Origin of the sequence: Mycobacterium aquaticum (assembly GCF_002086485.1) — a bacterium.
Taxonomy (GTDB): domain Bacteria; phylum Actinomycetota; class Actinomycetes; order Mycobacteriales; family Mycobacteriaceae; genus Mycobacterium; species Mycobacterium aquaticum.
In genome coordinates, this window is sequence record NZ_MVHF01000077.1 from 1 (window position 1) to 17,980 (window position 17,980).

The following is a 17,980-nucleotide window of genomic DNA, read 5'->3' on the forward strand; positions in this document are numbered from 1 at the left end:
GCGGTGACCCCGGGGCCGGGCGGGCCCGCCCGGGGGGGGGGGGCGGGGCGGGCGGGGGGGGGGGGCGGGGGCGCCCGGCCCCCCCGCCCGGGGCGCCGGGGGGGGGGGGGCGGGGGGGGGGGCGGCGCCGGGGGGCGGGGGGGGGGGGGCGGGGGGGGCCTTCTTGGCTTCGGCGGCGGCGAGGACGTCTTGTTTGCGGATGCGGCCGCCGACGCCGGTGCCCTTGACTGCGCTGAGGTCGATGTTGTTCTCCGCGGCCAACTTTCGTACCAGCGGTGTCACATAGGGCGAACCATCGGCAGACCCCGCCGGCGCAGCCGGGGCCGTTGCTGCCGGGGCTGCGGGCTTGGGCTCGGGGGCCGGTTGTGGCTTGGGCTCCGGCGTGGGTTCGGGAGCCGGGGCGGCCTTGGGCTCCGGTTTCGGTTCGGGCTTGGGTTCGGGTTTCGGTTCCGGCTTAGGGGCTGGGGCGGCAGGTGCCGGGGCGGGCGCAGCGGCTGCATCACCGATCTTGGCCAGTTCGCCGCCCACGGCGACGACGTCGTCTTCCTCGGCGCTGATGGACAGCAGGGTGCCGGCGACCGGGGAGGGGATTTCGGTGTCGACCTTGTCGGTGGACACCTCGACGAGGGGTTCGTCCACGCCGACGCTGTCGCCGACCTTTTTCAGCCAGCGGGTCACGGTGCCTTCGGTGACTGATTCACCGAGCTCTGGCATCACCACCGAGGTCGCCGCTCCCGACGACGCCGGTGCCGCCGGGGCCTCGGCGGCCGGGGCCTGCGCGGCGGGCTCGGGTTCGGGGGCCTGGGCGGCCGGTTCAGGTTCGGGCTCCGGCTCGGGTTCGGCCTGGGGGGCCGGGGCTTCGGACGCGGCTTCGCCGGCCTCGCCGATGACGGCCAGTTCGCCGCCGATTTCGACGGTGTCGTCCTCCTGGGCCACGATCTTGGTCAACACACCCGCGGCCGGGGCCGGGATTTCGGTGTCGACCTTGTCGGTCGAGACCTCCAGCAGCGGCTCGTCGAGTTCGACCGTGTCGCCCTCCTGTTTAAGCCAGCGAGTGACGGTCCCCTCAGTGACACTCTCACCTAGCGCGGGCATCTGGACGGAGATGGCCATGTGTATTGACTCCCTCGGACGGTCACTCGTGACGACTCGAACTCTGGCTTACCACAGCTAGGTGCACTGGGTGCGGCACCTAGGTGGATTGTCCGGACCATCCTGTCACTGCGCAGCAATTCGCACGCACTCAGGGTTGGCTGCGGCTCTGGCACTATCGAACTGGGTAATACAGGTAGAGGAGATCGTTCCGTTGGGGTTGTTCGACAAGGTCCGCGCGCGTGCTTCGGCGCGCGGCGGTGGCGATGCGGCCGGCGATCTGGGGTACCTGCGCCAGTGGGTCAGCGACCACGTCGGAGTCGAGGCCTACGTCGAACCACGGACCACCGTCACCGACGTCACCGTCGTGCTCGTCGCGGCGGACGGCGAGTGGACCAGACGCGCGCGGGCGGCGATGCCGGTGCCCGCCGACTGCGCGATCGGCTGCAGATCCCGGTGTACGACGTGCAGAAGGTCGGCTATCCCCAGCGAATGCGCGATTACGACGCGCGTCGTCGCATCGAACGGCAACGCGCCATGCGCCGGGAACTGGACGGAACCTAGGGCCGGGCTAGTCGATACCGTCGGTATTGGATACTGTCCGTAACGGATAGTGGTCACAGACAACCTCGCGGAGGGTGGACTATGCAGCGCTACGTCGACAGTGCCGACGGGACCCGCATCGCGGTCTACGAACAGGGCGACCCCGACCGGCCGACGCTGGTGATGGCCCACGGTTGGCCCGATTCCCACGTGTTGTGGGACGGCGTGGTCGCCGAGCTGAGGGACCGGTACCGGATCGTGCGGTACGACAACCGTGGGGCCGGCGCCTCCGATGTCCCCAAACGCGTCTCCGCATTCACCATGGAACGTTTCGCCGACGACCTCTCGGCCGTGCTCGACGCGCTCAGCCCCGGCGTGCCTGCCCACGTGCTCGCCCACGACTGGGGTTCGGTCGGCGTGTGGGAGTACCTGAGCCGGCCCGGATCGGCCGAGCGGGTGGCCTCGTTCACCTCGGTGTCGGGACCCAGCACCGACCACTACGGATCGTTCGTGCGCAGCCGGCTGGCGCGTCCGTACCGGCCCGTCCAGTTCGCCAGGGCGGTGAACCTGGCGTCGCGGTTCAGCTACTGGATCCCGTTCTCGGTGCCGGTGATCGCGCCGGCGCTGATGCGGCGCGGGGCGGCGCGCCGACTGCAGGCGATCGACACACCGGGGCCCAAGTTCCAGTCGGAGAACCTCGACATCGACGCGGCCAACTCGCTGAAGATCTACCGCGCCAACGCGATTCGCTCGTTCAGCCGGCTCCGACGAGACCACTACGTGGCGGTTCCGGTGCAGCTGATCTGCAACGACGACGACCCCGTGGTGCGCGGGCACGGCTACGACGACGAGGCCAAGTGGGTGCCGCGGCTGTGGCGCCGCGACCTCAAAGCCGGGCACTGGGCGCCGTTCTCGCATCCGCAGGCCATCGCGGCTGCCGTCGGCGAACTCGTCGAGCACCTGCAGGGGGCGCCCGCGGCCCGCGCCCTGCGGCGTGCGCAGGTCGGTCGACCGCGTGACACCTTCGGCGACACACTGGTTTCGGTGACCGGTGCGGGCAGCGGCATCGGTCAGGCGACGGCACTGGCGTTCGCTGCTGAGGGGGCCGAGGTGGTGGTCAGTGACATCGACGAGGCCGCCGCCAAGAAGACCGCCGCCCAGATCGCCGAGCGCGGAGGCGTCGCCCATGCGTACGCACTCGACGTCGCCGACGCCGACGCTGTCGAGCGCTTCGTCGAGCAGGTGTGCACCGAGCACGGCGTGCCCGACATCGTGGTCAACAACGCCGGTATCGGGCACGGCGGCAAGTTCCTCGATACCCCGGCCGAGCAGTTCGACAAGGTGCTTGACGTGAACTTCGGTGGCGTCGTCAACTGCTGCCGGTCGTTCGCCCGTAGGCTCGTTGCGCGTGGCACCGGCGGCCACATCGTCAACGTGGCCTCGATGGCGGCGTATTCGCCGTCGCAGGCGGCCAACGCCTACTCCACCAGTAAGGCCGCCGTGTTCATGTTCTCCGACTGCCTGCGGGCCGAATTGAGCTCGGCGGGCATCGGTTTGACCACGATCTGCCCGGGCATGGTCGACACCAACATCATCGACACCACGCGCTTCGACCTGCCCGCCGACCAGCAGGGGCAGGTCGAGGAGATGCGCGCCAAGACCAAGAAGGTCTTCGTCGCACGCCGTTACGGGCCCGAAAAGGTCGCCAAGGCCATCGTCTCGGCGGTGCGCAAGAACAAGGCGGTGCGCCCCGTCACCCCGGAAGCCTATGCGGCGTACGGGATTTCGCGGCTGGTGCCGTCGGTCTTGCGCCGGGCCGCCCGGGCGGGTTCGCGCTAGCCGTTCTCGGCGATATCCTCCAGCGCCGCGAACATGGTCCGAGTCGGAACGCCGGTGCCGCCCTTGGGGGTGTAACCCCACGGGCTGCCGGTGTTGTACGCCGGGGCGGCGACGTCGATGTGCGCCCACTGGACGCCGTCGGCGACGAACTCACGCAGATACGTTCCGGCGACCAGCATTCCGGCGAAGCGCGACCCGCTGACGTTGGCCAGGTCGGCGACCGTCGACTTGAGGTCGTCCTTGAGCTCCTCGGGTAGCGGCATGGCCCAACCGTTCTCGCCGACGGCCTGCGACAGCGTCGCCACCCGGTCACGGAATTCGTCGCTGCCCATCACACCCGGGGTGCGGGCCCCCAGCGCGATGGTCTGCGCGCCGGTCAAGGTGGACGTCTCGATGAGATAGTCCGGATTGTCCTCGCAGGCCCGCACGATGGCGTCGGCGAGGATCAGCCGGCCCTCGGCATCGGTGTTGAGCACCTCGACGGTGATGCCGCCGTACTGGGTGAGGACGTCACCAGGACGCTGCGCGGTGGCCGACGGCATGTTCTCGGCCATGGGGACGGTGGCGATCACGTCGATGGGCAGCTTCTGCCGGGCCGCCAGCACCACGGTCGCGATGACGGCTGCAGCCCCGCCCATGTCGGAGGTCATGTGATGCATGTTCGCGGCCGGCTTGATCGAGATGCCGCCGGTGTCGAACGTGATGCCCTTGCCGACCAGCGCAACGGTCTTCGATTTCCGGCCACCACCGCGGTGCGCCAACCGCACCAGCCGCGGCGGGCGGGAGGACCCCTTGCCGACCCCGATGATGCCGCCGTAGCCGGCCTTCGTGAGTGCCTTGTCGTCGAGCACCTCGACCTCAAGGCTGTATGTCTCGCCCAATTCCTTTGCGCGCTTGGCGAATTCGGCCGGGAAGAGGTGGCTCGGCGGGGTGTTGACGAAATCTCTCGCGGTGGCCACGGCCGCCGCGATGTCGACGGCACGCTCCGCGGCCTTCTTGGTGGCGGCCTTGGCGTCGGCGGCCAGCACGACGATCTTCCTCAGGCCCGGATCCTTGGGGGCGGTCTTGGCGCTGCGGAACTCGCTGAACCGGTAGGCGCCCAGGATCAGGCCCTCGACCGTGGACTCCAGATCGATGACACCGAGGGTGGTCACCACCGAGTCGACCTTGTCCAGGGACCGGGCGGCGCTGCCTGCGGCGCGGCGGATCACGTCGGCAGGCCATTCGTCGCGCGGTTTGCCCAGGCCCACCGCGAGCACGCTGGCGACGGGCAGGCCGGCCACGACGAGCCGGTGCGACTGACCTTCGGCGCCCGAGGCGCCCAGCGCCTGCAGACCCGATTCGATGGCGGCGACGGTGTCGTCGTCCAGATAAGGTTCGCCACCCAGCACTTTCGGGCCGGGATCTCCGGTGACGACGGGAACGATCAGGACGGCGTCGGCGACGCCCCTGCGGGGCACGGCCGAGCTGACGGTGACGGTGGGGGCCTGGTAGCCGGGTGCGCTGCTCACCCGGTTCACCCTAGATGCGGGCCAGCGGGTAGGCCGTCACCGGCGTCGCGAAACCCTTCAAGGTCAGCGACTGCGGCGGCCCGAATCGCCGATCGGGCAGCGCATCATGCAGCCGCGTCGAGACCAGGATCTGACCTGGATCGGCCGACGCCACCAGCCGGGCCGCCAGGTTCACCGGGTTGCCGAAGTAATCCCCGTTGATCGCCAGCACCTGACCGAAATCCAGACCGGCCCGCACCTGCAGGTTCGCCTCCCGTGCCCGCTCATGCCCGACCAGATCCACGGCGACCTGCACCACCTGCTCCGGGTCGGAAGCCACCCACATGATGGCGTCGCCGATGAATTTGACCACCCTGCCGCCCGCGGCATGGACCACATCGGCACCGGCGCCGCTGAACTCGTTGAGCAGTGCGGTGAGCTCGTCGGTGGTCAGCTTCTGCGTCAGTGACGTGAAGTCGGAGAGATCGGCAAACCCGATGCCGCACACCACACTTGACGACCCGTCGCGGATCACGTGTTCGAAATAGGTACGGGCGCTCATCAAGTGGTGACGATGCACCGCGTCCATCATCGCGCCGATCCGCGGGATGAACCCGGCTGCGGCCCGGTAGGCCTGGGCGGTGATCAGCTCATTGTGCGAGATGTCGATCTGCATGTCCGGGCTGCTGGCCCGGATCATGGACGACTCGGCCTCGGAGATCCTGGCCAGGCTCGAGCCGATGACCCGAAGCAGCCCGGTCGCGGGTACCTCACCCAACAAGGCCCGCATCTCGGCCCACGTCCGAAGGCCGTCCAGGTCAGCCTGGCTGAGTGTGGGCACCTCGGCGCCCGCGGCCGTCAGCCCCAGTGCCGCCCATGCATGTTCGACGTCGGCCACCGGCAGGCCCAGCGAGGCGGCGGCGTCGGCCAGGCTGTATTTCGGTGGTCCCGACCATTGCAGGACGTCACCGGCGAGGCCGAACAGGCGGCCGCGGCGTTCGGCCTCGACCATTTCCTCGGCGGTGAACCCCAGGCGGTCGAGGTACTCGATGAGCGGCGCGCGGTCGCGCGCGTCGGCCACGCCGGCGGCCTGCAGCGCATCGAAATCGACCACCAGTCAAGTGTGGCAGTTCACGTGCCGGATTAGGGTGAGCTCGTGACTGACGACCTGTTGCACGGCCCGCTGGAAGACCGCCACCGCGCCCTCGGCGCCAGTTTCGCCGAGTTCGGCGGCTGGTCGATGCCCGTGTCGTACGCCGGGACCGTCGCCGAACACACCGCGACCCGCACCACCGTCGGCCTGTTCGACGTCAGCCATCTTGGCAAGGCGCTTGTCAGCGGGCCGGGGGCGGCCGCCTACGTCAACACCGCCCTGACCAACGACCTGAACCGGATCGGCCCGGGCAAAGCGCAATACACGTTGTGCTGCAACGAGTCTGGCGGTGTCATCGACGATCTGATCGCCTACTACGTCTCCGACGACGAGATCTTCCTGGTGCCCAACGCGGCCAACACCGCCGCGGTGGTGGCCGGACTGCAGCGGCATGCCCCGGATGGGCTGACCATCACCGACCACCACCGCTCGTATGCGGTGCTGGCGGTACAAGGGCCGAAATCCGCCGAGGTGCTCAGCGGGCTGGGGCTGCCGACCGACATGGACTACATGGCCTTCGCCGACGCCGACATCGACGGCGTCCGAACCAGGGTCTGCCGCACCGGCTACACCGGCGAACACGGCTACGAACTGCTGCCGCCGTGGGACGGTGCGGGCACGGTGTTCGACGCGCTGGCCGCCGCAGTGCAAGCCGCCGGTGGTGAACCCGCCGGCCTCGGTGCCCGCGACACACTGCGCACCGAGATGGGTTACCCGCTGCACGGCCACGAGCTGTCACCGGAGATCTCCCCGCTGCAGGCCCGCTGCGGCTGGGCGATCGGCTGGAAGAAGGACGCGTTCTGGGGACGCGAGGCGCTGCTGGCCGAAAAGCAGGCCGGTCCGCGTCGGCTGCTGCGCGGGCTCAAAGCGCTGGGACGCGGTGTGCTGCGGGCTGACATGACCGTGCTCGACGGCGACACCCCGGTCGGCGTCACCACGTCGGGAACGTTCTCGCCCACGCTGAAAGCAGGCATCGCGCTTGCCCTGCTCGATACTGCCCACGACATCGCGGACGGTCAGCACGTCGCCGTGGACGTGCGCGGCCGGGCGGTCGAATGCGAGGTCGTGAAGCCACCGTTCGTGGCGGCGAATACTCGCTAGCCACCGGCGATACAATCGCTTTATGACAAGCGGTCTTGCAGAGTTCACGGTTTCGGTCAACGCGGACCCAGCGACCGATGCGGTACGCGAATCCATTCTGGCCAATCCGGGGTTCGGCAAGTTCCACACCGATCACATGGTGTCCATCGACTACGCGGTGGCCGACGGCTGGCACAACGCGCGGGTGGTCCCGTACGGCCCCATCGAGCTGGATCCGTCGGCCGTCGTGCTGCACTATGCGCAGGAGATCTTCGAAGGTCTGAAGGCCTACCGCTGGGCCGACGGGTCCATCGTGTCGTTCCGGCCCGAGGCCAATGCGGCTCGGCTGCAGGCCTCGGCCCGCAGGCTGGCCATCCCGGAGCTGCCCGAAGAGCTGTTCATGGAGTCCTTGCGGCAGCTCATCGCAGTCGATGAGGCCTGGGTGCCCGCCGCGGGCGGCGAAGAGTCGCTGTACCTGCGGCCGTTCATCATCGCCACCGAGCCCGGCCTGGGTGTGCGGCCCGCCAACGAGTACCGCTACCTGGCCATCGGCTCGCCGGCCGGCGCGTACTTCAAGGGCGGCATCAAGCCGGTCAGCGTGTGGCTGTCGCACGAATATGTGCGGGCTTCTCCCGGCGGCACCGGTGCGGCCAAGTTCGGCGGCAACTACGCAGCCTCGCTGCTTGCGCAGGCCCAAGCCGCCGACAACGGTTGCGACCAGGTGGTGTGGCTGGACGCCATCGAACGGCGCTACGTCGAAGAGATGGGCGGGATGAACCTGTTCTTCGTGTTCGGCAGCGGTGGTTCGGCGCGTCTGGTCACCCCCGAGCTCTCCGGCTCGCTGCTCCCAGGTATCACGCGGGAATCGTTGCTGCAGTTGGCAACCGATGCCGGATTCGCCGTCGAAGAACGCAAGATCGACGTCGAAGAATGGCAGAAGAAGGCCGCTGCGGGCGAGATCACCGAGGTGTTCGCGTGCGGTACCGCCGCGGTGATCACGCCGGTGTCGCACGTCAAGCATCGTGAGGGCGAATTCACCATCGCCGATGGACAGCCGGGCGAGATCACCATGGCCCTGCGGGACACCCTGACGGGCATCCAGCGCGGCACCTTCGCCGACACGCACGGCTGGATGACGCGACTGAACTAGCGCACCGCGAGGCCGAGGGCGACGAGCGTCGTCGTCATCTCGACGGCGGCGCCCAGCACGTCGCCCGTGATTCCGCCGAACCGGCGTACGCAGTGGGCGATCAGCAGTGCGCACACGCCGAGGGCGACGAGCACGGTCACCGGTCCCTGCCACGGGCGCGAGCCGGCCCAGACCGCCGATACGGCCAGCGCCAGCGCCCATGCGCCGACCACGGCGACCGGTTGGCTGCCTGCCACCGCCGCACCCAGGGAGCTGCCGGGCGCCGCGGGAACGCCACGTCGGCAGGCCATCACCGCGGCCACCCGGCCCGTGGCCACCGCGATCACCACCGCTGCCGCGCTCAGCTGTGCGAACGTGAGGGCTTGTACGGCGATCATGAGCACCACCGCCGCCACACCGAACGGGCCCGCGGTGCCGTCGCGCATCACCGCCAGCGCGCGTTCCGGCGGGCCGTAACAGCCCAGCCCATCGGTGGTGTCGGCCAGCCCGTCGATATGCAACCCGCGCGTGGCTAGTATGAGCGCCGCGACCGCGAGCACCCCTGCGAGAGGCGCGGAGCCGAACGCCTGCGTACCGGCCCACGTCACCGCTGCGGCCAGCCCGCCCAACGCCAGGCCCACCAATGGCAGCGCGGTCAGGGCGCCGCGCCCCACCCCGGCCGCCGAACGCACCGGCAGAACTGTACCGAACGCGAAAGCCGAAGCGACAGAAGCGATCACGACGATTCTTCGGATATGCCCGCTTCGTCGAACGTCGCCATCGACGCCAGTGCGGCCACCGCGGCCCGCACCACCGGCAACGCCACGGCCGCTCCGGTGCCCTCGCCGAGGCGCATGCGCAGATCGACGATCGGCTCGAGCCCGAGATGCGCCAGAGCGAGGGCGTGCGCCGGTTCGGTGGATCGATGGCCGGCCTGCCACCAGGCCCGGGCACCCGGCGCGAGCCGGTCGGCCAGCAGCGCCGCGGCCGTCACCACCACGCCGTCGAGCAGCACCGGCGTGCGCCGCACCGCTGCCTGAGCACAGAAACCGGCCATGGCCGCCAGGTCGGCGCCACCGCACACCCGCAACAGTCCGAGTGGATCCCCGGTCACGTTGCGGGCACGGTAGAGCGCGTCGCGAACGGCAGCGGTCTTGCGCATCCAGCCTTCGTCGTCGATGCCGGTGCCCCGGCCGACCGCCGCGACCGGCTCGGTGCCCGTCACCGCCGCGATCAAAGTCGTTGCGGGGGTGGTGTTTCCGATTCCCATGTCGCCGGCGATCAGCAGATCGGCGCCGGAATCGACCTCCTCGTCGGCGATGCGCGCACCGGCCGCAACTGCTGCGGCGGCCTCGGCGGCCGTGAGCGCGTCCTCGACCGCGATGTTGCCCGACCCGCGGCGGACCTTGTGGGCGCCGATCGCGGGGGAGAGCGGCTCGTCGCAGTCGACGGCGACGTCGGCCACCCGCACCGTCGCGCCCGCCACCTCGGCCAGCACGTTGATGGCGGCGCCGCCGGCGTCGAAGTTCGCGATCATCTGGCCGGTCACCGCCGCCGGGAACGCCGAAACGCCCGCGGCCGTCACACCGTGATCGCCGGCGAACACCACCACCCGCGGCCGCGCGAACTGCCGCGGCGGGCACACCCCTTGGCACGATGCGACCCACACCGACAGGTCCTCCAACCGGCCCAGCGATCCGGGCGGTTTGGTCAGGCGGTTCTGCCGGGCCCGCGCATCCGCGGCCACCGCTGCGTCCGGCGCGGTGAGGCCGGCGAACATCGGATCGGGTTCGGTCACGACGGCTCCTTCACTGTGACCGGCTGCCCGGCCACGACGAGTACCACCCGGTCGCACACCGCCGCCAGGCGCTGATTGACCGTGCCGAGCGCGTCGGCGAACCGGCGGCCGGCCTCGGTGGCGGGCACCACGGTCAGCCCGACCTCGGGGCTGACCAGGACGAGGGGAGCGGTGAATGCGGCGACCGCATCCACCAGCTCGTCGACATCAGAATCCACGGGGGCACCCGACCACGCGCCGCGGCGGTCCATGGTCGCAGTCAGCCAGCCACCGACGTCGTCGAGCAGTGTCGCGATCGCAGTATCGGCGCCCAGCTGCCGGACCAGGTCGTCAGAACCGGCTCGGCACTCGACGGTGCGCCAGTGCGCCGGGCGGCGCGTACGGTGTGCGGCGACACGCTCGGACCAGGCCGGATCGGTGTCAGCAGCGGGGCCCGTGGCCAGATAACGCACCGGGCCGTCGGCAGCAGCCTCGACCGCCGCCTCGGCCCACTGCGATTTGCCCGACCGGATCCCGCCGAGCACCAGGGTGCGCACCCGACGTCAGGCCGGTTGGACGGACATCAAGCAACCTTGTCGCCGCGATTGACCGCAGGCCGCGGTGCTCGCATCCGACGAATCTGGGAGGCCCGGCTGGCGGCGTAGAAGCCGAGCTTCCACCCGCTTTCGGTGTTGCCCGGGAACTTCTCGTCGACCATCCGATTGACCTTGCGGCCCACCAGGACACCGTCGATGACCATGATCACCACGAGGCCCAGCATCGTGTAGGACATGATCTGCTGGAACTGCAGGCTCGGCAGCGCCATCATGAACACGATCATCACCAGGGCGGCGGGCATGAACAGGCCCAGCAGATTGCGCCGCGCGTCCACGATGTTGCGGACGTACCGCCGCACCGGGCCCTTGTCGCGGGGCAGCAGGTAGGCGTCGTCGCCGGCCATCATCTTTTCCCGGCGCTCGGCCATCTCGGCGCGCCGGGTCAGCTTTTCGGCCTTGCGCTCCTCACCGGTGAGCTTCGGGCCGCGCAGCTCCTTGCGCCGGCGACGTGCCTCCGCGGCGGTCAGCGGAGCCGGCGCCACCGGCCCCCGCTTCTTGGCGGCCTCACTGCGCTTGGGTGTAGGCCGGCCCTTGGGCGCCGTGCCGCCACCGATCGTGGTGTCGGACGCCTGGGCGCCGCCCTCGGCGGCGCTGCCCTTGGCCTCGTCGTTCTCGCCGTCTTCGCGCTTCTTACGGCCCAGCAGATTCACGCAAGTCAGGTTACTGCCCGCCCGACGGCGCCCGGCCACATGCCCCGCACGCGGTGAGGAGTCGGGAATAGCGCCATGAGGAGGTACCGTTGACTCATAGACTTCGGCATCAGGCGATGCCCACGGATGCTTAGGGAGAGCAATGACTGTTCAGGACGAATCGGCCGTTCAGACCCACGGCGTGATCCTGTCCGACGCTGCGGCCGCCAAGGCGAAGGCGCTGCTGGACCAGGAGGGTCGCGACGACCTGGCGCTGCGGATCGCCGTCCAGCCGGGCGGCTGCGCGGGCCTGCGTTACAACCTGTTCTTCGACGACCGCAACCTCGACGGTGACCTGACCTCCGAGTTCGGCGGCGTCAAGCTGACCGTCGACCGGATGAGCGCGCCGTACGTTCAGGGCGCCACCATCGACTTCGTCGACACCATCGAGAAGCAGGGCTTCACGATCGACAACCCGAACGCCACCGGCTCCTGCGCCTGCGGCGATTCGTTCAACTGATCTCGTTCTGACGCCGCCCCGGGCCAGTACTGCTTGTCAGTACTGGCCACCGGTGCGCAATACGTAAGAACACACGAGCACCTCGTCGTGCCCGCCGTCTTTGGCGTCCTTGGCCACCAGTAGCTGCGCCACACCCTGTGCGTCCTCCCGGGCTGCCTGCTGGCCACGCGCCGGTGTGACGTTCATGGTGAAGAGCACCTGGGCCTGCGTGCCCGACCACGGCACGATCTTGTCGATGCCGGTCACCTCGGCGCGGCCGAACTGCTTGCGGAATGCATCGCTGGCCAGCGTCGCCACCGCGAGATCGGCCTTGCGATCCTTGACCGCGTCGTAGAGACCGCACAGCGTGTGCCGGGCGATGGTCTCGTCATCACCGTCGGTCAGCGCATTCAGATACTGCTGGATCGCCGCCTTGGCCTGTTCGTCGGACACCACGCCCGGCTGTTGTGCGGGCTTGCGGGTCACGACCACCACGGCGATGACCGCGGCGAACACCGCCAGCATGACGAACACGGCGAGAATCCGTGGCCAGCGTCGCCGTCTCGGGTACTGCACCGGCGGCGGGAGCGTTCCCGGGTAGACCGACGACGCATCCTCCGGATATGGCTCTGGCGGAACAGATTCGGGGTACTGGTAGGGACCAGTCATTAAATGGCGCTCCCCGCAGGTATGTTTTGTGGATCACCGCTCGACGGTGATCTGGCGTACAGCTACAGGCAGGTTAGCGCACCCCACGGGGCCCGACCGCGTACGACGACGGTGCTGGGGGCGCGCGCGTAGCCTTATCTAGACGACTTAACGAAATTAAGGATGACGCTTCGTGACCATCGCAGTTACCGGCTCCATTGCGACCGACCATCTGATGCGGTTCCCCGGCAAATTCTCCGAACAGCTGCTGGCCGACCATCTGCAGAAGGTGTCGCTGAGCTTTCTGGTCGATGATCTGGTGGTGCATCGCGGGGGAGTTGCGGGCAACATGGCCTTCGCCATCGGCACGCTCGGCGGTGACGTGGCCCTGGTCGGTGCGGCCGGCCAGGATTTCGGTGACTACCGGGCGTGGCTCGAAGCGGCCAACGTCGACTGCGACAGCGTGCTGATCTCCGAGAGCGCCTACACCGCACGCTTCGTGTGCACCACCGACGAGGACATGGCCCAGATCGCGTCGTTCTACCCCGGTGCCATGTCGGAGGCCCGCAACATCTCCCTGGCCGACCTGGTGTCGCGCGTCGGCACGCCGGAGCTCGTCATCGTCGGCGCGAACGATCCCGACGCGATGTTCTTGCACACCGAGGAGTGCCGCAAGCTCGGCCTGGCCTTCGCCGCCGACCCGTCGCAGCAGCTGGCCCGGCTCTCCGGCGAGGAGATCCGCAAGCTGATCAACGGCGCCGCCTACCTGTTCACCAACGACTACGAGTGGGATCTGCTGCTGCAGAAGTCCGGCTGGAGTGAAGCCCAGGTGATGGGCCAGATCGGCATGCGCGTCACGACGCTCGGCGCCAAGGGCGTGGACCTGGTCAGCTCAGACGGCACGTTCGTGCACGTCGACGTCGTGCCCGAGAAGCATCAGGCCGACCCGACCGGCATCGGCGACGCGTTCCGAGCCGGTTTCCTGACCGGCCGCAGCGCCGGGCTGAGCCTGGAACGCTCCGCTCAGCTGGCCTCGCTGGTCGCCGTGCTGGTCCTTGAGGCCACCGGACCGCAGGAGTGGGGCTGGGACCGCGACGAGGCCGTGCAGCGGTTGTCCGACGCCTACGGTGCCGACGCCGGTGCCGAGATCGGTGCGGCCCTCGGCGCTGCGCGCTGAGGGCTCACCCCCGGATCGGGGCCGCCTACAGCTGTACCGGGTAGTGCGGCTCTTTGATCTGCGGCGTCACGCTCTGCTCGACGAAGATCGCGTGCCACAGCATGAATATCAGCACGGTCCACAACCGGCGGCTGTGATCGCTGACCCCGCTGCGGTGCTCGTCGAGCATGGCGCGTACCGCCGACAGGTCGATCAGCTCACCGGCCTGGGACGCGGCGACTGTTGCGTACGCCCAGTCCAGCAGCTCACCGGCCCGCAGCCAGTGCCGGATCGGCACCGGGAAACCCAGCTTGGGGCGGTGCAGCACGTGCGCGGGGATGATCGGCTCCAGCGCCCGGCGCAGCGCGTACTTGGTCGTCGACCGGGTGATCTTCTGATCGACGGGTAGCCGCGACGCCACCGCGAACACCTCGGGGTCCAGGAACGGCACCCGCAGCTCAAGCGAGTTGGCCATGGTCATCTTGTCGGCCTTGACCAGGATGTCGCCGCGCAGCCACGTGAACAGGTCGATGTGCTGCATGCGGGCCACCGCGTCCCAGCTGTCGGACTGGGCGTAGATGGCGCTCGTCACGTCGGTGTGGGTCCAGTCCGGACGGAAACCGGGCAGAACAGCGCGCAGCTGGTCGTCGGAGAAGCTGCGGGCGTTGCCGTAGTAGCGCTCTTCCAGCGTCAGCGAGCCGCGGTGCAGCAGGCTCTTGCCGCGCATGCCCTCCGGCAGCGGTTTCGATGCCTTGCCCAGCGATTTGCGAACCGGGCGGGGGAGATAGTCGAACGGCTTGAGCGACAGCGGCTCGCGGTAGATGGTGTAGCCACCGAACAACTCGTCGGCGCCCTCGCCGGAGAGCACCACCTTGACGTGCTTGCGGGCCTCCCGGGCGATGAAGAAGAGCGGCACCAGGGCCGGGTCGGCCACCGGCTCGTCGAGGTACCAGACGATCTCCGGCAGTGCCTCGACGAATTCGGCCTGGCTGACCACCTTGGTGATGTGCCGGGCGCCGATGGCTTCCGCGGACGCGACGGCCACGTCGACCTCCGAGAATCCTTCGCGCTCGAAGCCGGTGGTGAACGTGATCAGCCGCGGGTTGTGCCGCATCGCCAGCGCGGCGATGGCCGTCGAGTCGATGCCGCCCGACAGGAACGCGCCCACCGTCACGTCGGCCCGCATGTGCTTGGCGACAGAGTCCTCCAGTGCGGCGGTGATCTCGTCGTAGCGGGCCTGCTCCTCGCCTGCGATGACCGGCACAGCGGAGAACTTCGGCTCGAAATAGCGAGTCACCTCGGGCCGCGAGCCGGGCCGGATCCGCGCGTAGCTGCCGGATTCGAGCCGCCGGATGCCGCGGTTCAGGGTCTCCGGTTCGGGCACGTACTGCAGCACGGTGTAGTGCTGTACGGCGCGTTCGTCGATGCCGAGGTCCAGGTCGAGTACCGGAGCCAGGTCCAGCAGGCACTTCTTCTCGCTGCCCACAGCCGTGCCGCCTGGGCCGGTCGCCATGAACAGCGGCTTGATACCGAACGGGTCGCGCGCGCAGAACATCTCCCGGTCCTGGGTGTCCCACAGCGCAAAGGCGAACATGCCGCGCAGCCGGTGCAGCGCCTCGGTGCCCCAGTAGTGGTAAGCCGCGACGATGGCCTCGCCGTCACCGTCGGTGTGAAATACCGCACCGTGCTTCTCCTGGAGCTCGGCGCGAAGTTCGAGATAGTTGTAGATCTCGCCGTTGAACACCAGCACGTACCGGTCGGGCGACTCCGTGGGACCCCAGCGCAGCGGCTGGTGGCTGTGGGCGATGTCGATGATCGACAGCCGGTTGAAGCCGAGCACCACCGCAGGTCCGGAGCCGCCCACGCCGGCGTCCGACCAGGTTCCCGGTTCGTCGGGACCGCGATGCCGCATCAGGTGGGCAGCCTCGGCGACCGCCTCGACCAGCCGGGACCCGGCCTCAGGGGCGGCCTCACCCGGCTTGGCCAGTGAAGGGTCAGTTACCAGCGCCAGCAGTCCGCACACCGGGCCAGTATGCCTAATCGTGGAGGGTTCGCAGAGCAGCACCCGAACACATTCGCCCCAGCCCGACGACACATTCGGCGGTCGCTTCGCTCCGGCGTACAGGCGTGGTCTACGCTGCGTAGTATTCGCTGAGTTGATGACCGATCGCGGTCTAGTTTTACCGACTTCTAGGAGGCGCCAACGTGACACCTCGCGGGCTCCGGGTGGTGGCGTTGTCAATGGTCCTGGGTGGCACGGCGCTACTGCTGAGCGGTTGCAGTTGGCAGGACGTGCTGGGCCTGGGCTGGCCGAACGGCATCACGCCGGAAGGCAAATTGAACCGGGATCTCTGGCTCGGATCAGTCATCGCATCGTTCGTCGTTGGCGCCATCGTGTGGGCACTGATCTTCTGGTCCAGCGCCTTCCACCGGAAGAAGAAGGGCGACAACGAACTTCCGCGCCAGTTCGGCTACAACATGCCGCTGGAGCTGGTCCTGACGGTGATCCCGTTCCTCATCATCTCGGTGCTGTTCTACTTCACCGTGGTGGTGCAGGAGCGCATGCTGCACAAGGACCCCAACCCCGAGGTGGTCATCGACGTGACCGCCTTCCAGTGGAACTGGAAGTTCGGCTACCAGAAGATCGCCTACGCCGACGGCACGTTCAACTTTGACGGCGCCGACCCGGCACGCAAGGCCGCCATGACGTCCAAGCCCGAGGGCAAGGACGAGCACGGCGAGGAGCGGGTCGGAGCGGTGCGCGGCCTGAACCCCGAGGACCGCACGTACCTGAACTTCGACAAGGTCGAGACGCTGGGCTCGTCCAGCGAGATCCCGGTGCTGGTGCTGCCCGTCGGCAAGCGCATCGAGTTCATCCTCAACTCCGCCGATGTCATCCACGGCTTCTGGGTTCCGGAGTTCCTGTTCAAGCGCGACGTGATGCCCAACCCGGAGGCCAACCACTCCGACTACGTCTTCCAGGTCAGCAAGATCGAGCAGACGGGCGCGTTCGTGGGCCGCTGCACCGAGATGTGCGGCACCTACCACTCGATGATGAACTTCGAGGTGCGCGTGGTGGAGCCCAACGACTTCAAGACCTACATGGATGCGCGCGTCGCCGGTAAGACGAATGCCGAAGCGCTGCAGGCGATCCATCAGGCCCCGCTGGCAACCACCACCCACCCGTTCGAAAGCCGGCGCGGCGAGCAGGTTCCGCAGGCGAGCAAGTAGGGATTACGACTCATGCATATTGAAGCTCGGTTGTTTGAGATCCTCACCGCTTTCTTCGCGCTGTCGGCCGTCGTCTACGGAGTGCTCACCGCGATGTTCGCCACGGGCGGCGTCGAGTGGGCGGGTACCACCGCTCTGGTGCTGACCACCGGTCTGACCCTGATCACCGGAACCTTCTTCCGGTTCGTGGCCCGTCGTCTCGACACCCGTCCCGAGGACTACGAGGATGCCGAGATCAGCGACGGCGCAGGCGAACTGGGCTTCTACGCCCCGCACAGCTGGTGGCCCATCATGATCGCGCTGTCCTTCTCGACGGCGGCTGTCGGTGCCGCTCTGTGGCTGCCGTGGCTGATCTTCGCGGGTGTCTGCTTCGTCCTGACGACGGCTGCCGGCCTGGTCTTCGAGTTCTACTGGGGCCCGGAGAAGCACTGACCGCACCGCGGCGGTAACACCCGGTCAAGGTCACAAGAGGGCGATAACTTCTGCGGTCATCGGCATTGCCTTTCTGACTGCCGCCACCCGGTTGGGTAATGTTGCCGGGGCACCGTCAGCCGGAACCGTTACGGCCATCGGCGGGCGTGGTGAAGCAGTCGAGAAGGATATGCGTAGATGAGCGGGCCGAATCCCACCGAGCCGGTTGCCGCCGGCTCGGATGTGCCGGATGAGCAACCCGGGAAGCATGCCGCCCCCGAGGAGCCGGCAGAGGTTGCCGGTGACGCCGGGCCGGCGACCGGCGAGTCAGTGACCGAAGCCTATTCGCAGGCATACTCCGCGCCGGAATCCGAGCAGTTCACCAGCGGGCCGTACGTCCCCGCCGATCTCGCGCTCTACGACTACGACAACTACGACCCGGCCTCCGAGCTGGCTGACGACCGCCCGCCGCCACGCTGGCCGTGGGTTGTCGGTATCACCGCGATCGTCGCCGCCATCGCACTCGTGGCCTCCGTCGCAGTCCTGGTGACCCGCGACGACCACACGTCGAACCTGGCGACACCGTCGACCAGCACCACGGTGTCCAAACCGCCCGTGCAGGACGAGATCACCACGACGACCCCGCCGCCTCCGCCGCCGCCCCCCCGCCCGCCGACCTTTTTTTT

General features: G+C 68.7%; 16 protein-coding genes and 2 pseudogenes. 9 read left to right on the forward strand and 9 right to left on the reverse strand.

Translation table 11 applies throughout. The features are described from left to right. Window positions 1-1,113, reverse strand: a 1,113-nt coding sequence (gene sucB / locus BST13_RS37450; protein WP_142282946.1) for a 2-oxoglutarate dehydrogenase, E2 component, dihydrolipoamide succinyltransferase, incomplete at its 3' end; no start/stop codon positions are given. Window positions 1,114-1,306: 193 nt separating this feature from the next. On the opposite strand from sucB, the pseudogene BST13_RS37455 reads away from it, so the two are divergent. Beyond that, a pseudogene (locus BST13_RS37455) lies at window positions 1,307-1,656 on the forward strand (oxidoreductase). An 81-nt stretch (window positions 1,657-1,737) separates the two neighbouring features. Then, window positions 1,738-3,474, forward strand: a complete 1,737-nt coding sequence (locus BST13_RS37460; RefSeq protein ID WP_083171173.1) for an SDR family oxidoreductase — start codon at window positions 1,738-1,740, stop codon at window positions 3,472-3,474. Here BST13_RS37460 and BST13_RS37465 read toward each other — a convergent pair. Further along, a complete protein-coding gene (locus BST13_RS37465; protein ID WP_083171199.1) occupies window positions 3,471-4,985 on the reverse strand; it encodes a leucyl aminopeptidase in 1,515 nt (504 codons plus the stop codon). The two genes, BST13_RS37460 and BST13_RS37465, sit on opposite strands and share 4 nt — an antisense overlap. Before the next feature lie 10 nt (window positions 4,986-4,995). Next, complete coding sequence (locus BST13_RS37470) at window positions 4,996-6,078, reverse strand: adenylate/guanylate cyclase domain-containing protein (protein ID WP_083171175.1); 1,083 nt, start codon at window positions 6,076-6,078, stop codon at window positions 4,996-4,998. Between the two features lie 42 nt (window positions 6,079-6,120). Here BST13_RS37470 and gcvT point away from each other — a divergent pair, with 42 nt between their 5' ends. Together gcvT and BST13_RS37480 are read left to right on the forward strand one after the other, a co-directional pair. Next, window positions 6,121-7,218, forward strand: coding sequence for a glycine cleavage system aminomethyltransferase GcvT (gcvT, locus tag BST13_RS37475; RefSeq protein ID WP_083171177.1), 1,098 nt, complete (start codon window positions 6,121-6,123; stop codon window positions 7,216-7,218). Window positions 7,219-7,240: 22 nt separating this feature from the next. Further along, window positions 7,241-8,347, forward strand: coding sequence for a branched-chain amino acid aminotransferase (locus BST13_RS37480; RefSeq protein WP_083171179.1), 1,107 nt, complete (start codon window positions 7,241-7,243; stop codon window positions 8,345-8,347). Here BST13_RS37480 and BST13_RS37485 read toward each other — a convergent pair. The 4 genes from BST13_RS37485 to BST13_RS37500 are packed head-to-tail and all read right to left on the reverse strand — an operon-like array spanning window position 8,344 to window position 11,370. Next, window positions 8,344-9,066, reverse strand: a complete 723-nt coding sequence (locus tag BST13_RS37485; RefSeq protein ID WP_083171181.1) for an adenosylcobinamide-GDP ribazoletransferase — start codon at window positions 9,064-9,066, stop codon at window positions 8,344-8,346. The two genes, BST13_RS37480 and BST13_RS37485, sit on opposite strands and share 4 nt — an antisense overlap. Beyond that, window positions 9,063-10,106 (reverse strand): nicotinate-nucleotide--dimethylbenzimidazole phosphoribosyltransferase, encoded by a 1,044-nt coding sequence (cobT, locus tag BST13_RS37490; protein WP_095533876.1) that lies wholly within the window; start codon window positions 10,104-10,106, stop codon window positions 9,063-9,065. The genes BST13_RS37485 and cobT overlap by 4 nt, the downstream gene beginning before the upstream one ends. A gap of 14 nt (window positions 10,107-10,120) precedes the next feature. Beyond that, window positions 10,121-10,660 carry a bifunctional adenosylcobinamide kinase/adenosylcobinamide-phosphate guanylyltransferase gene (locus tag BST13_RS37495; protein WP_083171185.1) on the reverse strand — a complete coding sequence of 180 codons (540 nt, stop codon included), beginning with the start codon at window positions 10,658-10,660 and terminating at the stop codon, window positions 10,121-10,123. Window positions 10,661-10,686: 26 nt separating this feature from the next. After that, window positions 10,687-11,370, reverse strand: a complete 684-nt coding sequence (locus BST13_RS37500) for a DUF3043 domain-containing protein (protein WP_083171187.1) — start codon at window positions 11,368-11,370, stop codon at window positions 10,687-10,689. Between the two features lie 142 nt (window positions 11,371-11,512). On the opposite strand from BST13_RS37500, the gene BST13_RS37505 reads away from it, so the two are divergent. Beyond that, window positions 11,513-11,869 carry a HesB/IscA family protein gene (locus tag BST13_RS37505; protein ID WP_083171189.1) on the forward strand — a complete coding sequence of 119 codons (357 nt, stop codon included), beginning with the start codon at window positions 11,513-11,515 and terminating at the stop codon, window positions 11,867-11,869. 36 nt (window positions 11,870-11,905) lie between these two features. On the opposite strand, the gene BST13_RS37510 is transcribed toward BST13_RS37505, so the two are convergent. Continuing rightward, the gene (locus BST13_RS37510) at window positions 11,906-12,517 is read right to left on the reverse strand and encodes an Rv0361 family membrane protein (protein ID WP_083171191.1); all 612 of its coding nucleotides are present in this window, start codon (window positions 12,515-12,517) and stop codon (window positions 11,906-11,908) included. Window positions 12,518-12,689: 172 nt separating this feature from the next. On the opposite strand from BST13_RS37510, the gene BST13_RS37515 reads away from it, so the two are divergent. After that, the gene (locus BST13_RS37515) at window positions 12,690-13,673 is read left to right on the forward strand and encodes a carbohydrate kinase family protein (protein ID WP_083171193.1); all 984 of its coding nucleotides are present in this window, start codon (window positions 12,690-12,692) and stop codon (window positions 13,671-13,673) included. Window positions 13,674-13,698: 25 nt separating this feature from the next. On the opposite strand, the gene asnB is transcribed toward BST13_RS37515, so the two are convergent. Next, a complete protein-coding gene (asnB, locus tag BST13_RS37520; protein WP_083171195.1) occupies window positions 13,699-15,675 on the reverse strand; it encodes an asparagine synthase (glutamine-hydrolyzing) in 1,977 nt (658 codons plus the stop codon). A 182-nt stretch (window positions 15,676-15,857) separates the two neighbouring features. Between asnB and ctaC the strand changes: the two genes are divergently transcribed. The 3 genes and pseudogenes from ctaC to BST13_RS37535 all read left to right on the forward strand — a co-directional run. Continuing rightward, the gene (ctaC, locus tag BST13_RS37525) at window positions 15,858-16,883 is read left to right on the forward strand and encodes an aa3-type cytochrome oxidase subunit II (RefSeq protein ID WP_083171197.1); all 1,026 of its coding nucleotides are present in this window, start codon (window positions 15,858-15,860) and stop codon (window positions 16,881-16,883) included. 12 nt (window positions 16,884-16,895) lie between these two features. Next, window positions 16,896-17,315, forward strand: coding sequence for a cytochrome c oxidase subunit 4 (locus BST13_RS37530; RefSeq protein WP_029373780.1), 420 nt, complete (start codon window positions 16,896-16,898; stop codon window positions 17,313-17,315). A 177-nt stretch (window positions 17,316-17,492) separates the two neighbouring features. Then, window positions 17,493-17,980: pseudogene (locus BST13_RS37535) on the forward strand (hypothetical protein); the annotation flags it as partial.

Coding starts and splice junctions, on each gene's coding strand:
- BST13_RS37460 (WP_083171173.1), top strand. CDS start 1,738: ATGCAGCGCTACGTCGACAGTGCCGACGGGACCCGCATCGCGGTCTAC.
- BST13_RS37480 (WP_083171179.1), top strand. CDS start 7,241: ATGACAAGCGGTCTTGCAGAGTTCACGGTTTCGGTCAACGCGGACCCA.
- cobT (WP_095533876.1), bottom strand. CDS start 10,106: ATGTTCGCCGGCCTCACCGCGCCGGACGCAGCGGTGGCCGCGGATGCG.
- BST13_RS37505 (WP_083171189.1), top strand. CDS start 11,513: ATGACTGTTCAGGACGAATCGGCCGTTCAGACCCACGGCGTGATCCTG.
- BST13_RS37510 (WP_083171191.1), bottom strand. CDS start 12,517: ATGACTGGTCCCTACCAGTACCCCGAATCTGTTCCGCCAGAGCCATAT.
- BST13_RS37530 (WP_029373780.1), top strand. CDS start 16,896: ATGCATATTGAAGCTCGGTTGTTTGAGATCCTCACCGCTTTCTTCGCG.